The 14,120-nt window shown below is 40.0% G+C and carries 14 protein-coding genes; 1 reads left to right on the plus strand and 13 read right to left on the minus strand.

Going from position 1 to position 14,120, the window contains the following annotated elements:
• Positions 1–3 precede the first annotated feature (3 nt).
• From G590_RS0101850 to G590_RS0101860, 3 genes are read right to left on the minus strand one after another with little or no spacing between them, the layout of a single operon-like run.
• Positions 4–684 (minus strand): glycerol-3-phosphate acyltransferase, encoded by a 681-nt coding sequence (locus G590_RS0101850; RefSeq protein WP_022763971.1) that lies wholly within the window; start codon positions 682–684, stop codon positions 4–6.
• Between the two features lies 1 nt (position 685).
• Positions 686–2,014: a ribosome biogenesis GTPase Der gene (gene der / locus G590_RS0101855; RefSeq protein WP_022763972.1), complete on the minus strand. Its 1,329-nt coding sequence runs from the start codon at positions 2,012–2,014 to the stop codon at positions 686–688.
• Between the two features lie 20 nt (positions 2,015–2,034).
• Entirely contained in the window at positions 2,035–3,381 is a 1,347-nt protein-coding gene (locus G590_RS0101860; RefSeq protein ID WP_022763973.1) for a DUF512 domain-containing protein, read from the minus strand.
• A 106-nt stretch (positions 3,382–3,487) separates the two neighbouring features.
• Between G590_RS0101860 and G590_RS0101865 the strand changes: the two genes are divergently transcribed.
• A complete protein-coding gene (locus G590_RS0101865) occupies positions 3,488–4,684 on the plus strand; it encodes a ribose-phosphate pyrophosphokinase (protein ID WP_022763974.1) in 1,197 nt (398 codons plus the stop codon).
• Positions 4,685–4,731: 47 nt separating this feature from the next.
• On the opposite strand, the gene G590_RS20290 is transcribed toward G590_RS0101865, so the two are convergent.
• From G590_RS20290 to lepB (G590_RS0101915), 10 genes are all read right to left on the minus strand, one after another.
• The gene (locus G590_RS20290) at positions 4,732–7,215 is read right to left on the minus strand and encodes a histidine kinase dimerization/phospho-acceptor domain-containing protein (protein WP_022763975.1); all 2,484 of its coding nucleotides are present in this window, start codon (positions 7,213–7,215) and stop codon (positions 4,732–4,734) included.
• Positions 7,212–7,907: a response regulator transcription factor gene (locus G590_RS0101875; protein WP_022763976.1), complete on the minus strand. Its 696-nt coding sequence runs from the start codon at positions 7,905–7,907 to the stop codon at positions 7,212–7,214. Before G590_RS0101875 ends, G590_RS20290 begins: the two co-directional genes overlap by 4 nt.
• A 105-nt stretch (positions 7,908–8,012) precedes the next feature.
• Positions 8,013–8,885 carry a peptidoglycan editing factor PgeF gene (gene pgeF / locus G590_RS0101880; RefSeq protein WP_022763977.1) on the minus strand — a complete coding sequence of 291 codons (873 nt, stop codon included), beginning with the start codon at positions 8,883–8,885 and terminating at the stop codon, positions 8,013–8,015.
• Positions 8,886–8,909: 24 nt separating this feature from the next.
• On the minus strand, positions 8,910–9,272 hold the full coding sequence (locus tag G590_RS0101885) for a YraN family protein (RefSeq protein ID WP_022763978.1): 363 nt from the start codon (positions 9,270–9,272) through the stop codon (positions 8,910–8,912).
• Positions 9,273–9,286: 14 nt separating this feature from the next.
• The gene (locus G590_RS0101890; protein ID WP_022763979.1) at positions 9,287–9,586 is read right to left on the minus strand and encodes an EscU/YscU/HrcU family type III secretion system export apparatus switch protein; all 300 of its coding nucleotides are present in this window, start codon (positions 9,584–9,586) and stop codon (positions 9,287–9,289) included.
• 9 nt (positions 9,587–9,595) lie between these two features.
• Complete coding sequence (gene fliK / locus G590_RS0101895) at positions 9,596–11,368, minus strand: flagellar hook-length control protein FliK (RefSeq protein WP_022763980.1); 1,773 nt, start codon at positions 11,366–11,368, stop codon at positions 9,596–9,598.
• Positions 11,365–12,018 carry a ribonuclease HII gene (locus tag G590_RS0101900; RefSeq protein ID WP_022763981.1) on the minus strand — a complete coding sequence of 218 codons (654 nt, stop codon included), beginning with the start codon at positions 12,016–12,018 and terminating at the stop codon, positions 11,365–11,367. Before G590_RS0101900 ends, fliK begins: the two co-directional genes overlap by 4 nt.
• On the minus strand, positions 12,018–12,551 hold the full coding sequence (gene lepB / locus G590_RS0101905; protein ID WP_022763982.1) for a signal peptidase I: 534 nt from the start codon (positions 12,549–12,551) through the stop codon (positions 12,018–12,020). The genes G590_RS0101900 and lepB (G590_RS0101905) overlap by 1 nt, the downstream gene beginning before the upstream one ends.
• A gap of 30 nt (positions 12,552–12,581) precedes the next feature.
• A complete protein-coding gene (gene ylqF, locus G590_RS0101910; protein WP_022763983.1) occupies positions 12,582–13,454 on the minus strand; it encodes a ribosome biogenesis GTPase YlqF in 873 nt (290 codons plus the stop codon).
• Positions 13,455–13,468: 14 nt separating this feature from the next.
• Positions 13,469–14,068, minus strand: coding sequence for a signal peptidase I (lepB, locus tag G590_RS0101915; protein ID WP_022763984.1), 600 nt, complete (start codon positions 14,066–14,068; stop codon positions 13,469–13,471).
• Positions 14,069–14,120 lie beyond the last annotated feature (52 nt).

Raw genomic sequence — 14,120 nt, forward strand, 5'->3', positions numbered from 1 at the left:
TGTTTAGTCTATTTTATTCTTTTTGAAAATATATGTCTTTCTCTCGTTACCGGCAAGGAGCTTTTTGATATTGCCTCTGTGCTGGTAATAAGCAAGAGCCGTTAAGAGAGCTAATATAATGTAAACTTCAATAAGAGCCCCTTGAGGAACCGCACCGAATTTATCAAGGAATATGCCATTTTGTCCGCATACGATCACCATTATCAGAAGGCATGTGTAATAGCAAAGACTGCAGACAGAAACAATATGACAGATGTTAAGAGGCAGGAAAAACGCAATAACGCCCATGAGAATAAAGCTCCAATGGAACACTATTCCGAGATGTATAGTGTATCCTGCAGTGCAGGCAATACCTTTTCCGCCTTTAAATTTTAGATGAAGAGGAAAATCATGTCCGAGTACAGCACCTGCTGCGGTATATGTCATGTAAAGGATCTGAAGGTTTGGATTACTTCTTCCAAAAAGGAAATATGTTATCAGAATTGCAGCCATGCATTTAAGCATATCTCCGAGAAGTACTATAAGTCCGGCTTTTGCGCCCATTACTCTGAGTGTATTGGTGGTTCCTGCGTTTCCACTTCCTACCTTCCTGATATCGATACCTTTAAGTTTGCCATACATTACCGCGGTCTGAATATGACCGAAAGCGTAGCCAACAAGTAAACAGATTATTCTCTCCAACATACTATTTATCCTCTTTTCTCTCCCTTATTATGAATCTGAGCGGTGTTCCCTTAAATCCAAAGGCTTCACGTATCTGATTCTCGATATATCTTGTATAGCTAAAGTGCATCAAATTCTTGTCGTTGACGAATATTACAAATGTCGGCGGTTTAACGGATGCCTGAGTAATGTAAAAGAGCTTTAAGATCTTGCCCTTGTCACTCGGAGGCTGCTGCATTACAACTGCCTGAGTCATGATCTCGTTAAGAACACCTGTTGAAACTCTGAGAGCATGATTCTCGCTTACCATGTCGATCATGTCATAAAGCTTTATAAGTCGCTGTCCTGTCTCTGCAGAAATAAACATTATTTCTGCATAGTTCATGAAAGCAAGCGTATTTCTGATGTTCTTGGTAAACTCCTTAACGGAATGATTGTCTTTTTCGATAAGATCCCATTTATTGACGGCTATAATAACAGCTTTGCCGCTCTCATGAGCTATTCCGGCTATCTTGGCATCCTGTTCTGTCACCCCGTCTTCTGCATTTATTACAAGAACAGCTATATCAGCGCGCTCAACTGCCCCGACAGTTCTCACTATCATGTAGTGTTCGAGAGCATCCTTGACCTTGTTCTTACGCCTCAGACCGGCGGTATCGATAAATACGTATTTCTTGCCGTTATGTTTGACTTCTGTATCTATGGCATCTCTGGTTGTACCTGCAATATCTGATACAATTAGCCTGTTTTCACCGATTAGCTTATTGATTATTGAGCTTTTACCTACATTGGGCTTACCGATGATGGCAACTTTGATGGAATCATCCTCTTCTTCAGCAGTTGAATCCTTCTTAAAGTGGCTTACAACCTCCTCAAGAAGATCACCGATGCCCTGCTTGCCTGCAGCTGAAATTGGGAAAGGCTCTCCAATTCCGAGATTATAGAACTCATAGATGTCCATCTCATCTCGTTTAAAATTATCAACCTTGTTAACACATAACACAATAGGCTTACCTGAGCGCCTGAGCATATCGGCAACCTTGGCATCAGCATCAACCAGGCCTTGCTTGACATCTACCATAAAGATAATGACATCCGCTGTATCTATTGCTATCTGCGCCTGCTCTCTCATCTGGGACAGGATAATGTCTTTTGAATCAGGCTCAATACCACCGGTATCGATCAGAGTAAAGCTATGATTAAGCCACTCCACATCCTGATAGATCCTGTCTCTTGTAACACCGGGCGTATCCTGGACAATCGCAATCCTGCTACCTGCCAGTGCGTTAAAAAGTGTTGATTTTCCTACATTCGGTCGTCCTACAACCGCTACTATGTTTTTCTTACTCATTCTGTTTCCTTTATCCAGTCTTAAATTTCAAATCCAAAGAGCTCACTTACGAGATCTCTTCCGCCACACTTGGCGATTCCCACAGAAATTCCAAGTTCTCTTTCTATATCTGATACGGTAATATCATCGAGAAGATAGTCTTCTCCGCTTCTGAGAAGGTTTTCAGGAAGATACAGCATTGACCCCAGATCCTTGCCCTTTAGCTGTTTTATTATATCCTGTCCTGTCAAAAGACCTGATACCGTAATCCTCTCACCAAAGAATTCATTCACTATCTCATATACCTTAACATCAAGTCCCGGGCATATGTCCATAGCTCTTTTGGCCATATCACGAATGCATGGATATACAAGTCTTCCTGTTGCGAGAGATATTGATCTGTTTATGCTCTGCAATTCTTCAGAGTGATGCTCAAGAACATCTTCAAAGGCTTCATCAAATTCATCTATGAGAAGTCTCATCATTCCAACGCCGTTTTCAAGCTGAAGATAACCATCATATCTATCGGCTTCGGGAAAATCTCTTCCTGCAAGGAAATACCATTCGTCGCTTGCATGGATGAAATGCATACCATACTCATTATAGACTTTTTTCTGCCAGGTCTCTATGGTATCTATAACTTTTTCTGCATCCGCTGAATCAAAAGGCTCAAGAGGATAAAGACCTTCTCTGTATTTGGACAGTCCGACAGGTACTACAGATACGCTCTGAAGATTAGGCAGATACTTGGTAAGGTCACTGATTGACCTTTCAAGCTCATCACCGTCATTAACTCCCTTACAGAGCACAATCTGACCGTTAAGCTCTATTCCTGAACCTTCTGCACAGAGTCTGTCCACTTTTTTCAATGCTTCACCTGCAAACCTGTTTCCCAGCATTTTGCAGCGAAGCTCAGGATTTGTAGTCTGAAAAGATACGTTTATGGGAGAAAGATGATATTTAAGAATCCTGTCTATATCAGCATCAGACATATTTGTCAGAGTGACGTAGTTTCCTTGTAAAAAAGAAAGCCTTGAATCATCGTCCTTAAAATAAAGAGTTGGTCTCATACCCTTTGGCATCTGATCGATAAAGCAAAAGATACACTTATTGCTGCAGGATCTGTAGTCGTCCATGAGTCCGTTCTCAAACTCTATACCTAGATCCTCGTCAAAATCCTTGTCGATATCAAGCAGCCACTCTTCACCATCAGCTTTTTTGATAAGGATATCAAGATGATCGTCCTGTACAAGATACTGATAGTCAAAAATATCCTCGATATCGTTGTCGTTAATCTTAAGAAGCTGATCTCCTGCTTCGATGCCCATTTCCTCGGCGATACTGCCGGGAATTATTGATTTAATTATATGTATACTGTGTTTTTTCATAGTTTTCCTTTATCAACATATTATACCCGAATTTCCTTGACGTGTCAGTAATATGGATGGTAAAACAAATATGTAGCATCACACAAGATACAAGGAAGGATAAAACATGCCAGATTTTCAGCAGCTAGAATCTCTCATTCCGGTAGCACCACTTAATCTCATAGTAATGGAATCAGCCAGAGAACTGGGTGAGAGCGTTGACAAGTATATCGCAGAATTCAGAAGAAATCTACATCAAATGCCGGAAGGAGATCCTGCTTTCCACGGATATGCCAAGGACAGCTATCAGATTGCTTACACTTTAGACAGATTCGGAAGCGGCGAAGCCAAGGCAACAATCAATGAGTCTGTACGTGGCCACGATGTTTACATTCTTACCGATGTATGCAACTACAGCATCACATATAAGATGTACAACTACGAGAACCACAAATCTCCCGATGATCATTATCAGGATTTAAAAAGAGTAATCGGCGCCATAACCGGTAAGGCCAAAAGAATAAATGTTATCATGCCCTTCCTCTATGAAGGACGTCAGCACAAGAGATCCGGAATGGAATCCCTTGACGCGGCTCAGATGTTTAAAGAGCTCCATGACATGGGTATTTCAAACTTCATAACTTTTGATGCACATGACCCGAGGATTTCAAACGCTAAGCCTCTTGGAGGTTTTGATAATTTCCTTGCTTCATATCAGTTTATGAAAGCTCTTCTTTCTCATATCAGCGATCTTACAGTTGATAAGGACCATCTTACAGTTATAAGCCCGGATGAAGGAGCTTTGGACAGAGCTGTGTACTTTGCAAATGTTATCGGTGCAGACACCGGTATGTTCTACAAGAGACGTGACTATGCACACATCGTAAACGGTTCTAATCCTATTGTTGCACATGAGTTTTTGGGTTCAGATATTAAGGGACGAGATGTTATCATCATCGATGATATGATATCTTCTGGATCCAGCATGATAGACACAGCGCGCCAGCTTAAGAGCATGGGTGCCAAGAGGGTGTTCATCTGTACTACCTTTGGTCTTTTCACTGACGGAATGAAGAAATTCGACGAGGGTTATAAAGATGGCTACTTTGATGCAGTCATCACTACTAACCTGACTTATATGAACGATGATGTGAAATCAAGAGAATACATATTTATCGCAGATATGGGCAAGTTCCTTGCTACTATCATTGATTTCTTAAATCACGACGCATCAATGTCTACTGTTAATATGCCAACTGACAAGATTCATGAGATTGTTGATAAATACAATAAAGGTCTCATAGCACCTGAGCTTTACGAGTAAAATAAAAGCTTCCGGATTTGAAAATTCCGGAAGCTTTTTTATTTTGCTTATTCGCATGCATTAAAGCTGATAATTACTTTGAACAGATCACCGTCCAGCCTTATATCGAAGGTTCCGCCCTGAGCAATTGTCAGGTTCTTGGCAATTGAAAGGCCTAGGCCGCTTCCTTCTGTCGTTCTGGACTCATCTCCTCTTATAAATCTCTCTGCCAGTTCAGATGCATCAATATTTAGCTCTTTTGCAGAGATATTCTTAATTGAGAAAATGACTTTTTGTACGTTCTCTATCATTTCGTAATGCATATCAAGATATACTCTGGTGCCTGAAAGAGCATATTTGCATACGTTGTTAAGAAGATTCTCGATTACCCTCCAAAGGTGCCTTGAATCAGCCATTATAGACATGTTCTGATCCTGTGGCTTGAATATAACCTGAAGGCTTCCTGCTTCCAGTTTCTCGTAGAATTCTCCGATGGTCTGATTTACCAGTTCCACGAAATTGATCTTTGATAGCTGAATGCTGATATTTCCTGAACTTATCTTGGAAGCTTCTACCAGGTCTTCTGTAAGCTGTTTGAGCTTCTGCGATTTCTGGTCAAGCACTTCAACATATTCTCGTATTCTCTCATTATCAATATCTTCTCGCTTGATAAGATCTACATAGTTAATTATCGATGTCAGAGGCGTTTTTATATCATGAGATACGTTGGTTATGAGATCAGCTTTTAGCTTCTCATCCTTCATGCTTGTATTTACCGCTTCATCAATACCCTCACCGATTGAGTTCACTGCTTCAGCAAGTGCTATATTGTCTGAATGAAGCTCTTTTATATCAACCTTTGATTTGACATTACCATCCTTAATAGCGTTAATAACGGCTATTATCTTATCTCTGTCGAGATTTTGTCTGTAGAGGTAAATACCTACAAGAATATCAAGAAGAATGGCAATTACTATTCCTGCAATCCCTATACGTGTCAAAAGGATATTCATTGCTACAAAGAACAGAAATGGAATCCAGGTTCTTATGATTACATTGGCATTATCAGTCGTATTGGTGATCAGATTCTTGGTGGCAAGGATAAGAGCTTTTAAGAAACTGTCCCTGTAAGCAACTTTACTCTTTCCCTTTCTGATAAGACCATATACTGCAAAAAGAAATCCTATACTGATAACAAATCCTGCAAAAGCGCAGATATAAGGGAATGAAACCATTCTTATAAGATTCCACAGATCTCCGTTTAATAACCTATAGATTAAATATCCAAGAATTGGAATTGCCATGATCAAAAGGCCGATCAGGAAATAACCTTCAGTATAAATACCATGTCTTTCTGTGGACTCACCCGTATTATCTGTTAACAAAAGCTGTCTGTTCATGATTGCGATATAAAGGACAAACAGGATGATATAGATTATTGCTGCAACTACTCCGAGAATATACAACTGGGACTTGTATGGCATAAATCTGCTAAAGCTGTCCTTGCCTGAAGTAAATGAATCTGAAGCCGGGTAGTTTTCTGTGTCTACAGCAATATACATCTTGATTTGATCAGGATATGCATAGCTGAAAGATTTAACGATATTTCTAAGAACGCTTTCCTTTATCAATGTATTGGTTTCATAGCTGAGCTCATACGGACAATAATAAATGTATTTTCCATAATCCTGGAATATGGACTTGATATTCTTGCCTGTAGTCTCACCCTTTAATTCCGAAATATTTGTATATACATCGGTTTTACCGTCTATGGTTCTGACAATATAATATCTCAGATTTGTATTTGAATAGTCGTAGTAATCTTCTGCTCTGGTATATTCCTCATAATTAGTCAGAAGGTCGTTGGCAGCATCTTCAACATATGTGCTTACAAGGTTATACTCTTCCCATGTAGAAACAATGTTCTCAATATTCTTACCGTCAACAGTCTGATAGCGCGGAATCAGGTAAGTGTGTTCTCCGCCCTCTTTGGGAGTGGAATTACCTGATAGAGTAAAGGTTATACTGTTTCCTTCTATCTGAGAATTCAGGTAAGCATTCATTCCGCCTGAATAACCGTTGCTTTTAAGATGTGTATATGTAGTAGTGGGACTAAGGAACCCGGCGCTCTCTTCCTCGGTAAAATTCCTTGTCTCATACTTAAAACCGTACTGTGCCCACTTCAAAAGGTCTGAGAGGTAATATACAGCTGTTACATAATCGGTTGAAAGGCTGGCCCCCCTGTTTACATAAGCAGTAACATCAACTTTTTTCTGGCTGTCATATTGTCCGTTCGTTTCCATCTGGGTTTTAACGGCAACATGTCTGAGTACATCAGAAATGTTGTTTCCTAAGATATTATTGAAAAGATATGAATCCTCATAATTTCTGTTTTTATCTGATTCATACAAATTGTAGGAATATGATCCGTTTATTCCCTTGATCATAATATTACTTCCTGCAACCGAATATGCGATCACAAAGGCAATAAAAGCAGCAATAAAATGCTGACCCCATCTGATCAAACGTAGTTTACCTGTAGCACTTTTCATCTTCTGTCATCCTCAATCTTGTAGCCTACGCCCCATACAACCTTAAGGAATTTGGGTTCGCGAGGGTCTACTTCTATTTTTTCTCTAATGTGTCTAATGTGAACTGCTATGGTATTATCGGTCCTGACGGAGATGTCACCCCAGATATTCTCATAAATCTGGTCAATGGAATATACCTTTCCTTTGTTTTTGGCAAGGAAAGCAAGAATCTTGTATTCGATGGGGGTAAGACGGATATCTTCGCCGTAAACAGTTACCTTTTTGGCATTATCATCAACCACAAGTCCACCTGAGGTATATACATTGGCTCTTTCTATTACTTTTCCGAGGGATGTATACCTTCTTACGTTTGATTTGACCCTTGCAACAAGTTCAAGTGGATTAAAAGGCTTGGTTACATAATCATCAGCCCCGATATTAAGACCAAGTATCTTGTCTGAATCTTCGGATTTGGCAGACAGGAATATAACCGGAATCGTACTGAATTCTCTCAGCTCCTTGACCAGATGTATACCGTCAAGCTTCGGCATCATGATATCAATGATGGCAAGATGTATCTCTTCATGCCTAAGAACATTCAATCCCTCTTCTCCGTCGTAGGCTTTGTAAACCTTGAAGCCTTCCTGTTCAAGATAGATCTCAATGGCATCAACTATTTCTCTGTCATCATCACAAACTAAAATATTCTCCATAGCATCCTCACATTTTTTACTTAATATCTATTAAATCATTAAATTCTTAAGATTTACCGTCGAAATTTCTTAAGATTTCTTAAGAAATAGACGAATATACGACAATTAATTTTTTATTGATAGAAACGCACATAAATTACCTCTGTTTTCATGGTGTATTCTGTGCGAAAACAGAAGATCAGGATTACATCTTGTACATATATCTGTTACAAGAATATTCTCTTCACTTACACCGCTTTGCATAAGCGTCAGCTTTATCGCGTTCCATAGATACAGGCGGTACTTGCCTTCAGGATATGGAATAAGTATTCCGTAATCTTCAAGTTCTTTTTCGGAGAAAGAACCTGAAAACTCTTCTGCCACATCGCTTCCTATCTCATAACACGGTCCGCAGATTGAGGGGCCGATAGCACAGATAAGGTCTTTTGCATCTGAGCCGTAGTTTTCCTTCATTTTCTCAATAGCTCCGGCTGATATTTTGCCTTTTGTGCCTTTCCAACCGGAGTGGACAAGGCCGATAGCTCTTTTAACAGGATCAATTATATATACCGGCGGACAATCGGCGTGAAAGCTTCCAAGTATTATACCCGGAACGTTGGTTATCAGACCGTCTATATCCGTGTAGTCACGAAGTCTTGCAGGGCCTTTTCCTCTGTCCTCTTCTGTTACTATCCGGATATTTGTTGTATGAGTCTGGAATGTACATACAAAGTCATCCAGAGTCTTCCCATGGCCAAGAGCATCTGCAACACGTCTGTAGTTTTCATCTACCGCTTCTTTGTCATCGCCTCTTGTATAGCTTAAATTGCATTCTGAATAGTATCCTTTGGAAACTCCGCCAAGTCTGGTGCTAAAGAGATGGTCTACCATCCCAAGCTCTTCTATTCTTGGAAATACAAGATATTTTAAACCGTTGTGATCCCTTAGCTCTAAAGTTTTCAGGCCTCCACAGCGCTTTATTTTAATATTTTTATTCATAGATATTCCTCTCTGTCTCGTATGTCAAATATGATAAAAGGCATTCTTTATCCATTTGAATGTAAATATATTGTCTTTCTGGGAAATTGCTACTACATCGTATCTGACCGGAAGGTCAAAAGACTTATACTTAGAATATAAATAGAAATCTGAGACTTTGCAAATATGCTTTTGTTTTCTGAAATTAACTGCTTCCTGCGGCTCACCGAAAAAATCGTCCGACCTGTATTTGACTTCAATAAAGCACAGGTATTTACCGTCTTTTGCGATAATATCGATCTCGCCTGTTCTGCATCTGAAATTCCTCTCAAGTATCTTGACGCCTTGCTGCGAAAGATAGTTGCAGGCCAGAAGCTCTTTTGTATCACCTACTACTCTTTTATTCAATTTGTGCCTTTCTTTTAATGTCTGGTTTTATCTTTTGCTTTGATCTTGTCCATCGCATCAACGAAAACAAGGATTTCAGCTACAACTTCATACAGTTCAGGAGGAATCATTTCCCCTATTTCAAGGCGCGATAATGTCTCTGCCAGTTTATCATCTTCGTGAACAGGAATCTTATTATCTTTTGCCTGTTCGATGATCTTTTCTGCCAGCGCACCCTTACCGGAAGCTATGACCTTGGGGGCTCCGTCTTCGTTGGGATCGTAAGCAAGAGCTACCGCGGTTTTTACTTTTTGCTTTTCTTTTTCATCCGGCATTTTTTATCCTTACGCCCTTGCATCAAAAGAGGCTGTGGACAGAATCGGGGTCTTCATGACATCCAGCATCTCGTCTACTGCCGCGTCCTGACCGTCCATTTCATCGTGGAGCATCATTTTGACACTCATTGTATAGCCTCGTTTTTCAAGCCTTTCATTAAGAATATGAATATTATCATTTATGAGATCCAGAATACTGTCATCTGCCACATAAAAGTTAGTAGCAACTTTGTTGTCTTTCATCTTTACATATACATCAAGGGGGCCAAGGTGCTCCATGTCCAGGTGAAGAACAGCGCTGACCGATCCGTCATCGGTCATCTTTTTATGCTTGTTACGATATACATAGAGATCGCCATGTACATTTTGACCTGTCATCTGAAGCGGAAGCTGAACATACTGGAACATGTGATTTAACTGATCCATGAAGTTTAAGTTGTTTTGAAGGTTATTTGCTGTTTGTCCAAGCTTTGATTCAGCTCCAAGATTTTGTTCAATAGCTGATGTCAGACCTTTAACCTGATTTCCCAGCCTTTGATACAGATTCTCAATATTCTCTTTTTTCTCAACTTCACCAGGCTTTATATGCCATTGTGAAGATATATTGTCTTTGAGAAGCTTGGTAAACTCATCTTTGGAAAAGACACTCTTCCATGCATCAGCAGAAGTCTGAGTGCTAGTGTCGGAGCTCTCAAATGCGGATGACAGCTCTTTTAACAGTTCTTTTTGCGCTGTTTCAAGGCGAGCTGTCGCTTCTGAGGTAGCGCCTTCCGGATTCTTGCTTACTTCCTTTAAGGCATTTTCGTAGTTTTTGATTGTTTCTTCAGGAATTCCAAGTTTTTTCAGGTCATTTACAAAACTGTCCGATAAAATGTTTTTTCCCTGAAGCGCTGCGTCATTTTGAGCCTTAGCATCTTCATTTTGTATGGTAGATCCATTTTGAACAGGTGAATTTCCTTCTGAAGATTCTTTTGCTATTTCTTCGGTTATTTCAGGATTAATCAGACTTTCTTCCGTTGCTTCTGCCAAGGCGTTGGTGTTTTGAGCGCCGGCAGCTTCCTGTGTTACGGACACTGTTTCCTGGCCAGAAGTAATCTCTTCGCCTGAAAAGAGCTTTAGGACTGACCCGTAAAGATCAAGAGCCGCCTTGTCATTACCTGAAGCAGTAAGCTCTGAAAATGCATCGGGAAGCTCGTTCATTATATCTTCCATAGCTGAAGTAACCTGATGCTCGTAATTTTTATAGCTCTCAAACTGTACTATATTGTTTTCATTAATCGGAATTCCAAGACTCTTCATCTCAACCATTGTCGAAATTGAAGTATTTGGATTGGCAGAAAGGTTTTTGTTCATTTCAAGAAGAGCATCCTTCCCAATGGGAAGTCCTGCTTCCATCATGTCCTTAACCATTTGAACGGTATCATTATTTATTTCAATACCGGCAGCTGTAAGCGCTTTAAGCGTACTCTGATCAATTGATGTGTTTTCATATAACGGAGTAATTGTCACTCCGCTTGCGCCATTTGATCTTACAGAAAAATTAAGAGTCTGGCCCTCTCTAAGGCCCATTTCATCAGAAAGCTTAGCATTTATAACATTGTTGCCAACGCTGATTGTCGCAAGTCTCTCACCGCCTTCACCTTGTGAAACAGACACAACGGTACCCTGGATGGTAGATCCGGTTCTCAGATCTAAGGGCTTCTCAGCTGCTTTTTGATCTGTAAACCTGCTACCATCTATAATGACGGTATTTTGTTGAGATACATTACTTATGACATTCATACGAAGTTTCCTATAAATGACCTTCTATGTATTTCACAGGGACCGAACTCTTTTAGAGCTGCAATATGAGCAGCCGTACCATAACCTTTGTTTGATTCAAAGGCATACTGAGGATATTTTAAAGCCATTTCCTTCATGACTCTGTCCCTTGTTACCTTTGCAATTATGCTGGCAGCTGCAATTGAAACGCTTTTAGCATCACCCTTAATAATAGAAATCTGCTTGTAATCTTCAAGCTGCGGTATATGCACAGCATCTATCAGAAGAGCTCCGGGTTTAACCTTGAGAGAGTTAACAGCCTTGGTCATAGCCTCAAATGTTGCCTGAAGGATATTTATCTCGTCAATTCTCTCGGGAGATGAACATCCTATGCCTACAGCTAAGGCCTTCTCCATGATAACATCATAAAGGGCCTCTCTCTTTTTTTCGGATAATTTCTTGGAATCATTAAGATATAAGATTTCTTCATTCGGATCAAGGATTACGGCAGCTGCATAGACAGGTCCTGCCAGAGGGCCTCTGCCAACTTCATCTATACCGCATAAAAGACCGTACTGAGCATTTTCTCTTTCATACTTGCTAAGCTCATATGTACGTGCTCTCTCCTTGTTTAGTGCGTCTATTTTCTTCTGTTCTGAGGCTGATGGCATTATTCTACACCCCCAAAACTTGAGAATGGATAGATTCTGATAAAGGCTTTACCAAGGAAATCTTTCTTTTTAATACTGCCAACAGTAATATCACGGCTGTCCATACTGTGATTTCTGTTATCTCCCATGACAAAGTACTCATCCGGTCCGAGCTTGACGCCATCAATCGCCCTTCCGGGGTCAAGAATTACTTCAGCTCCGTAGGTTTCTACAAGCTGTGTGTCATTTATATAGATATTACCATCGGTATCTATTCTTACGGTTTCACCAGGGAGTCCGATTATACGTTTTATAAAATACTGTCTGTTTCCATACTGATAAGGGAAAATAACTATATCGTATCGTTTTGGATCTGAGAATCTGTATGTAACCTTATCTACCAGAAGCGAGTCTCTGTCATGAAGAGTAGGCTCCATCGACTGTCCGCTTACTTCTGTTCTCTGAGCAATAAAAGTTATAAATAGAAATGTAAGAGCAAAAATTACAAGCAGGTATAGTACTGTACTAAGAATTTCCTTTAGAACTTTATTCATGTCTTATCTCTTTTCTGTGCTGTGCACTTTTTATGGTCTTTCTATTGATAATCTTCCCAATCTTCCATTTCTGAAATCATCAAGAATAAGCGCGGATGCTCTCTCTATATCCGGCAAAGCTCCCTGTTTGATAAGCTTTCTGCTTTCAGCAATTGCTGATAAAACAGCACTTAAAGGTGTCGCGTATTGTTCTTCTTCAAACTTTGCTATCTGTTCGTCTGTAATATTGTATTTCGATTTGATTACATCCGGATAAAGCTCTTTTAAAATCTTTATCAGCTCACAGGCAAGCTCTGTAGTATCAAGGTTCTCATCGTTCATTGAACCTATGAGTGCGAGATGGAGACCAACGGTTTCATCTTCAAACTTGGGCCAGAGAATACCGGGGGTATCAAGAAGCTGCATATTCTTGCCAAGAGATATCCACTGTTTACCTTTTGTAACACCGGGTTTATTTCCTGTTTTGGCAGAAGATCTACCGGATAGTTTATTTATGAATGTGGATTTACCTACATTGGGAATACCTGCAACCATTGCTCTTATAGGTCTTCCCACAATGCCTCTTTTCTTGTCTCGCTCTATCTTTTCAGCACAAGCCTTCAGGATAAGATCTTTTACTTTGCCGGCTTCGTTGCCTGTCTTGGAATTCATTTCAAGAACATACATGCCCTGTGACTGATAAAGATCCCGCCACTTTGCTGTAACTTCCGGGTCAGCAAGATCTGCTTTGTTAAGGATCACAAGCCTGAATTTATTCTTGCCCAGTTCATCTATATCCGGGTTTCTGCCTGAAGCAGGTATCCGGGCGTCAGTAAGTTCAATTATTATATCGATCAGTTTGATGTTTTCCTGCATCATTCTGATCGCTTTTGTCATATGACCGGGATACCACTGATAATTCATAAATCTACCCTTCCTTAATAGTGATTTAATATCGGTCCGCCACGATAATCTTCAAACTTCAGTTTGAACCATGCCTTTCCGACAATCATGCCGGACTTGACGATACCGATATTTGCACTTCTTGAATCCTCAGAGCTGTTTCGGTTATCTCCAAGAACGAAATATTCGCCGCTTTGCAGTTTGATCGGATTAGCAGCTATCCCTGCATCTTCCATTTTATCATACAAATCGCTATCTTCCATCTTTAACTCGTCATTGACGTATAAGCTTCCGTCAATGATCTGTACCTTATCTCCGGGAGTAGCCACTATTCTCTTTACATAATAATGGGAATTTACATTGCCGTTTGGCAAAAATACGATTATATCACCTGTTTTGGGGCTTATAATCTTAGAAAGCGCTCTGTCTATAAGTACTGCCTGTCCGTTTTTCAGCGTAGGCTGCATTGAATCACCTATCACCTTGACCTGCATACCGAAGGCAAATACAAGCGCTGTTGCAATGACAATTGCAAGAAGTGTAACAAAGATCCATGAAAAGATCTCACGTATAAGCTTTGAGGTTATTCTTTTTTTCTTCTGGTGAAATGTAAAAGTATTCCGTCTTGATCTCATATTTACCTCTAAATAAACTTATAACGTAAAAGGGCAATTACTAAATAGTAAC

Source organism: Butyrivibrio sp. XPD2006 (assembly GCF_000420865.1).
Taxonomy (GTDB): Bacteria; Bacillota; Clostridia; order Lachnospirales; family Lachnospiraceae; genus Butyrivibrio.

What these genes read in the sequence shown, in the direction of transcription:
- der (WP_022763972.1), bottom strand. Translation starts at nt 2,014, where the DNA reads ATGAGTAAGAAAAACATAGTAGCGGTTGTAGGACGACCGAATGTAGGA.
- fliK (WP_022763980.1), bottom strand. Translation starts at nt 11,368, where the DNA reads ATGAATGTCATAAGTAATGTATCTCAACAAAATACCGTCATTATAGAT.
- G590_RS0101850 (WP_022763971.1), bottom strand. Translation starts at nt 684, where the DNA reads ATGTTGGAGAGAATAATCTGTTTACTTGTTGGCTACGCTTTCGGTCAT.
- G590_RS20290 (WP_022763975.1), bottom strand. Translation starts at nt 7,215, where the DNA reads ATGAAAAGTGCTACAGGTAAACTACGTTTGATCAGATGGGGTCAGCAT.
- ylqF (WP_022763983.1), bottom strand. Translation starts at nt 13,454, where the DNA reads ATGAATTATCAGTGGTATCCCGGTCATATGACAAAAGCGATCAGAATG.
- G590_RS0101890 (WP_022763979.1), bottom strand. Translation starts at nt 9,586, where the DNA reads ATGCCGGATGAAAAAGAAAAGCAAAAAGTAAAAACCGCGGTAGCTCTT.
- pgeF (WP_022763977.1), bottom strand. Translation starts at nt 8,885, where the DNA reads ATGAATAAAAATATTAAAATAAAGCGCTGTGGAGGCCTGAAAACTTTA.
- lepB (WP_022763982.1), bottom strand. Translation starts at nt 12,551, where the DNA reads ATGAATAAAGTTCTAAAGGAAATTCTTAGTACAGTACTATACCTGCTT.
- G590_RS0101900 (WP_022763981.1), bottom strand. Translation starts at nt 12,018, where the DNA reads ATGCCATCAGCCTCAGAACAGAAGAAAATAGACGCACTAAACAAGGAG.
- G590_RS0101860 (WP_022763973.1), bottom strand. Translation starts at nt 3,381, where the DNA reads ATGAAAAAACACAGTATACATATAATTAAATCAATAATTCCCGGCAGT.
- G590_RS0101875 (WP_022763976.1), bottom strand. Translation starts at nt 7,907, where the DNA reads ATGGAGAATATTTTAGTTTGTGATGATGACAGAGAAATAGTTGATGCC.
- G590_RS0101865 (WP_022763974.1), top strand. Translation starts at nt 3,488, where the DNA reads ATGCCAGATTTTCAGCAGCTAGAATCTCTCATTCCGGTAGCACCACTT.
- lepB (WP_022763984.1), bottom strand. Translation starts at nt 14,068, where the DNA reads ATGAGATCAAGACGGAATACTTTTACATTTCACCAGAAGAAAAAAAGA.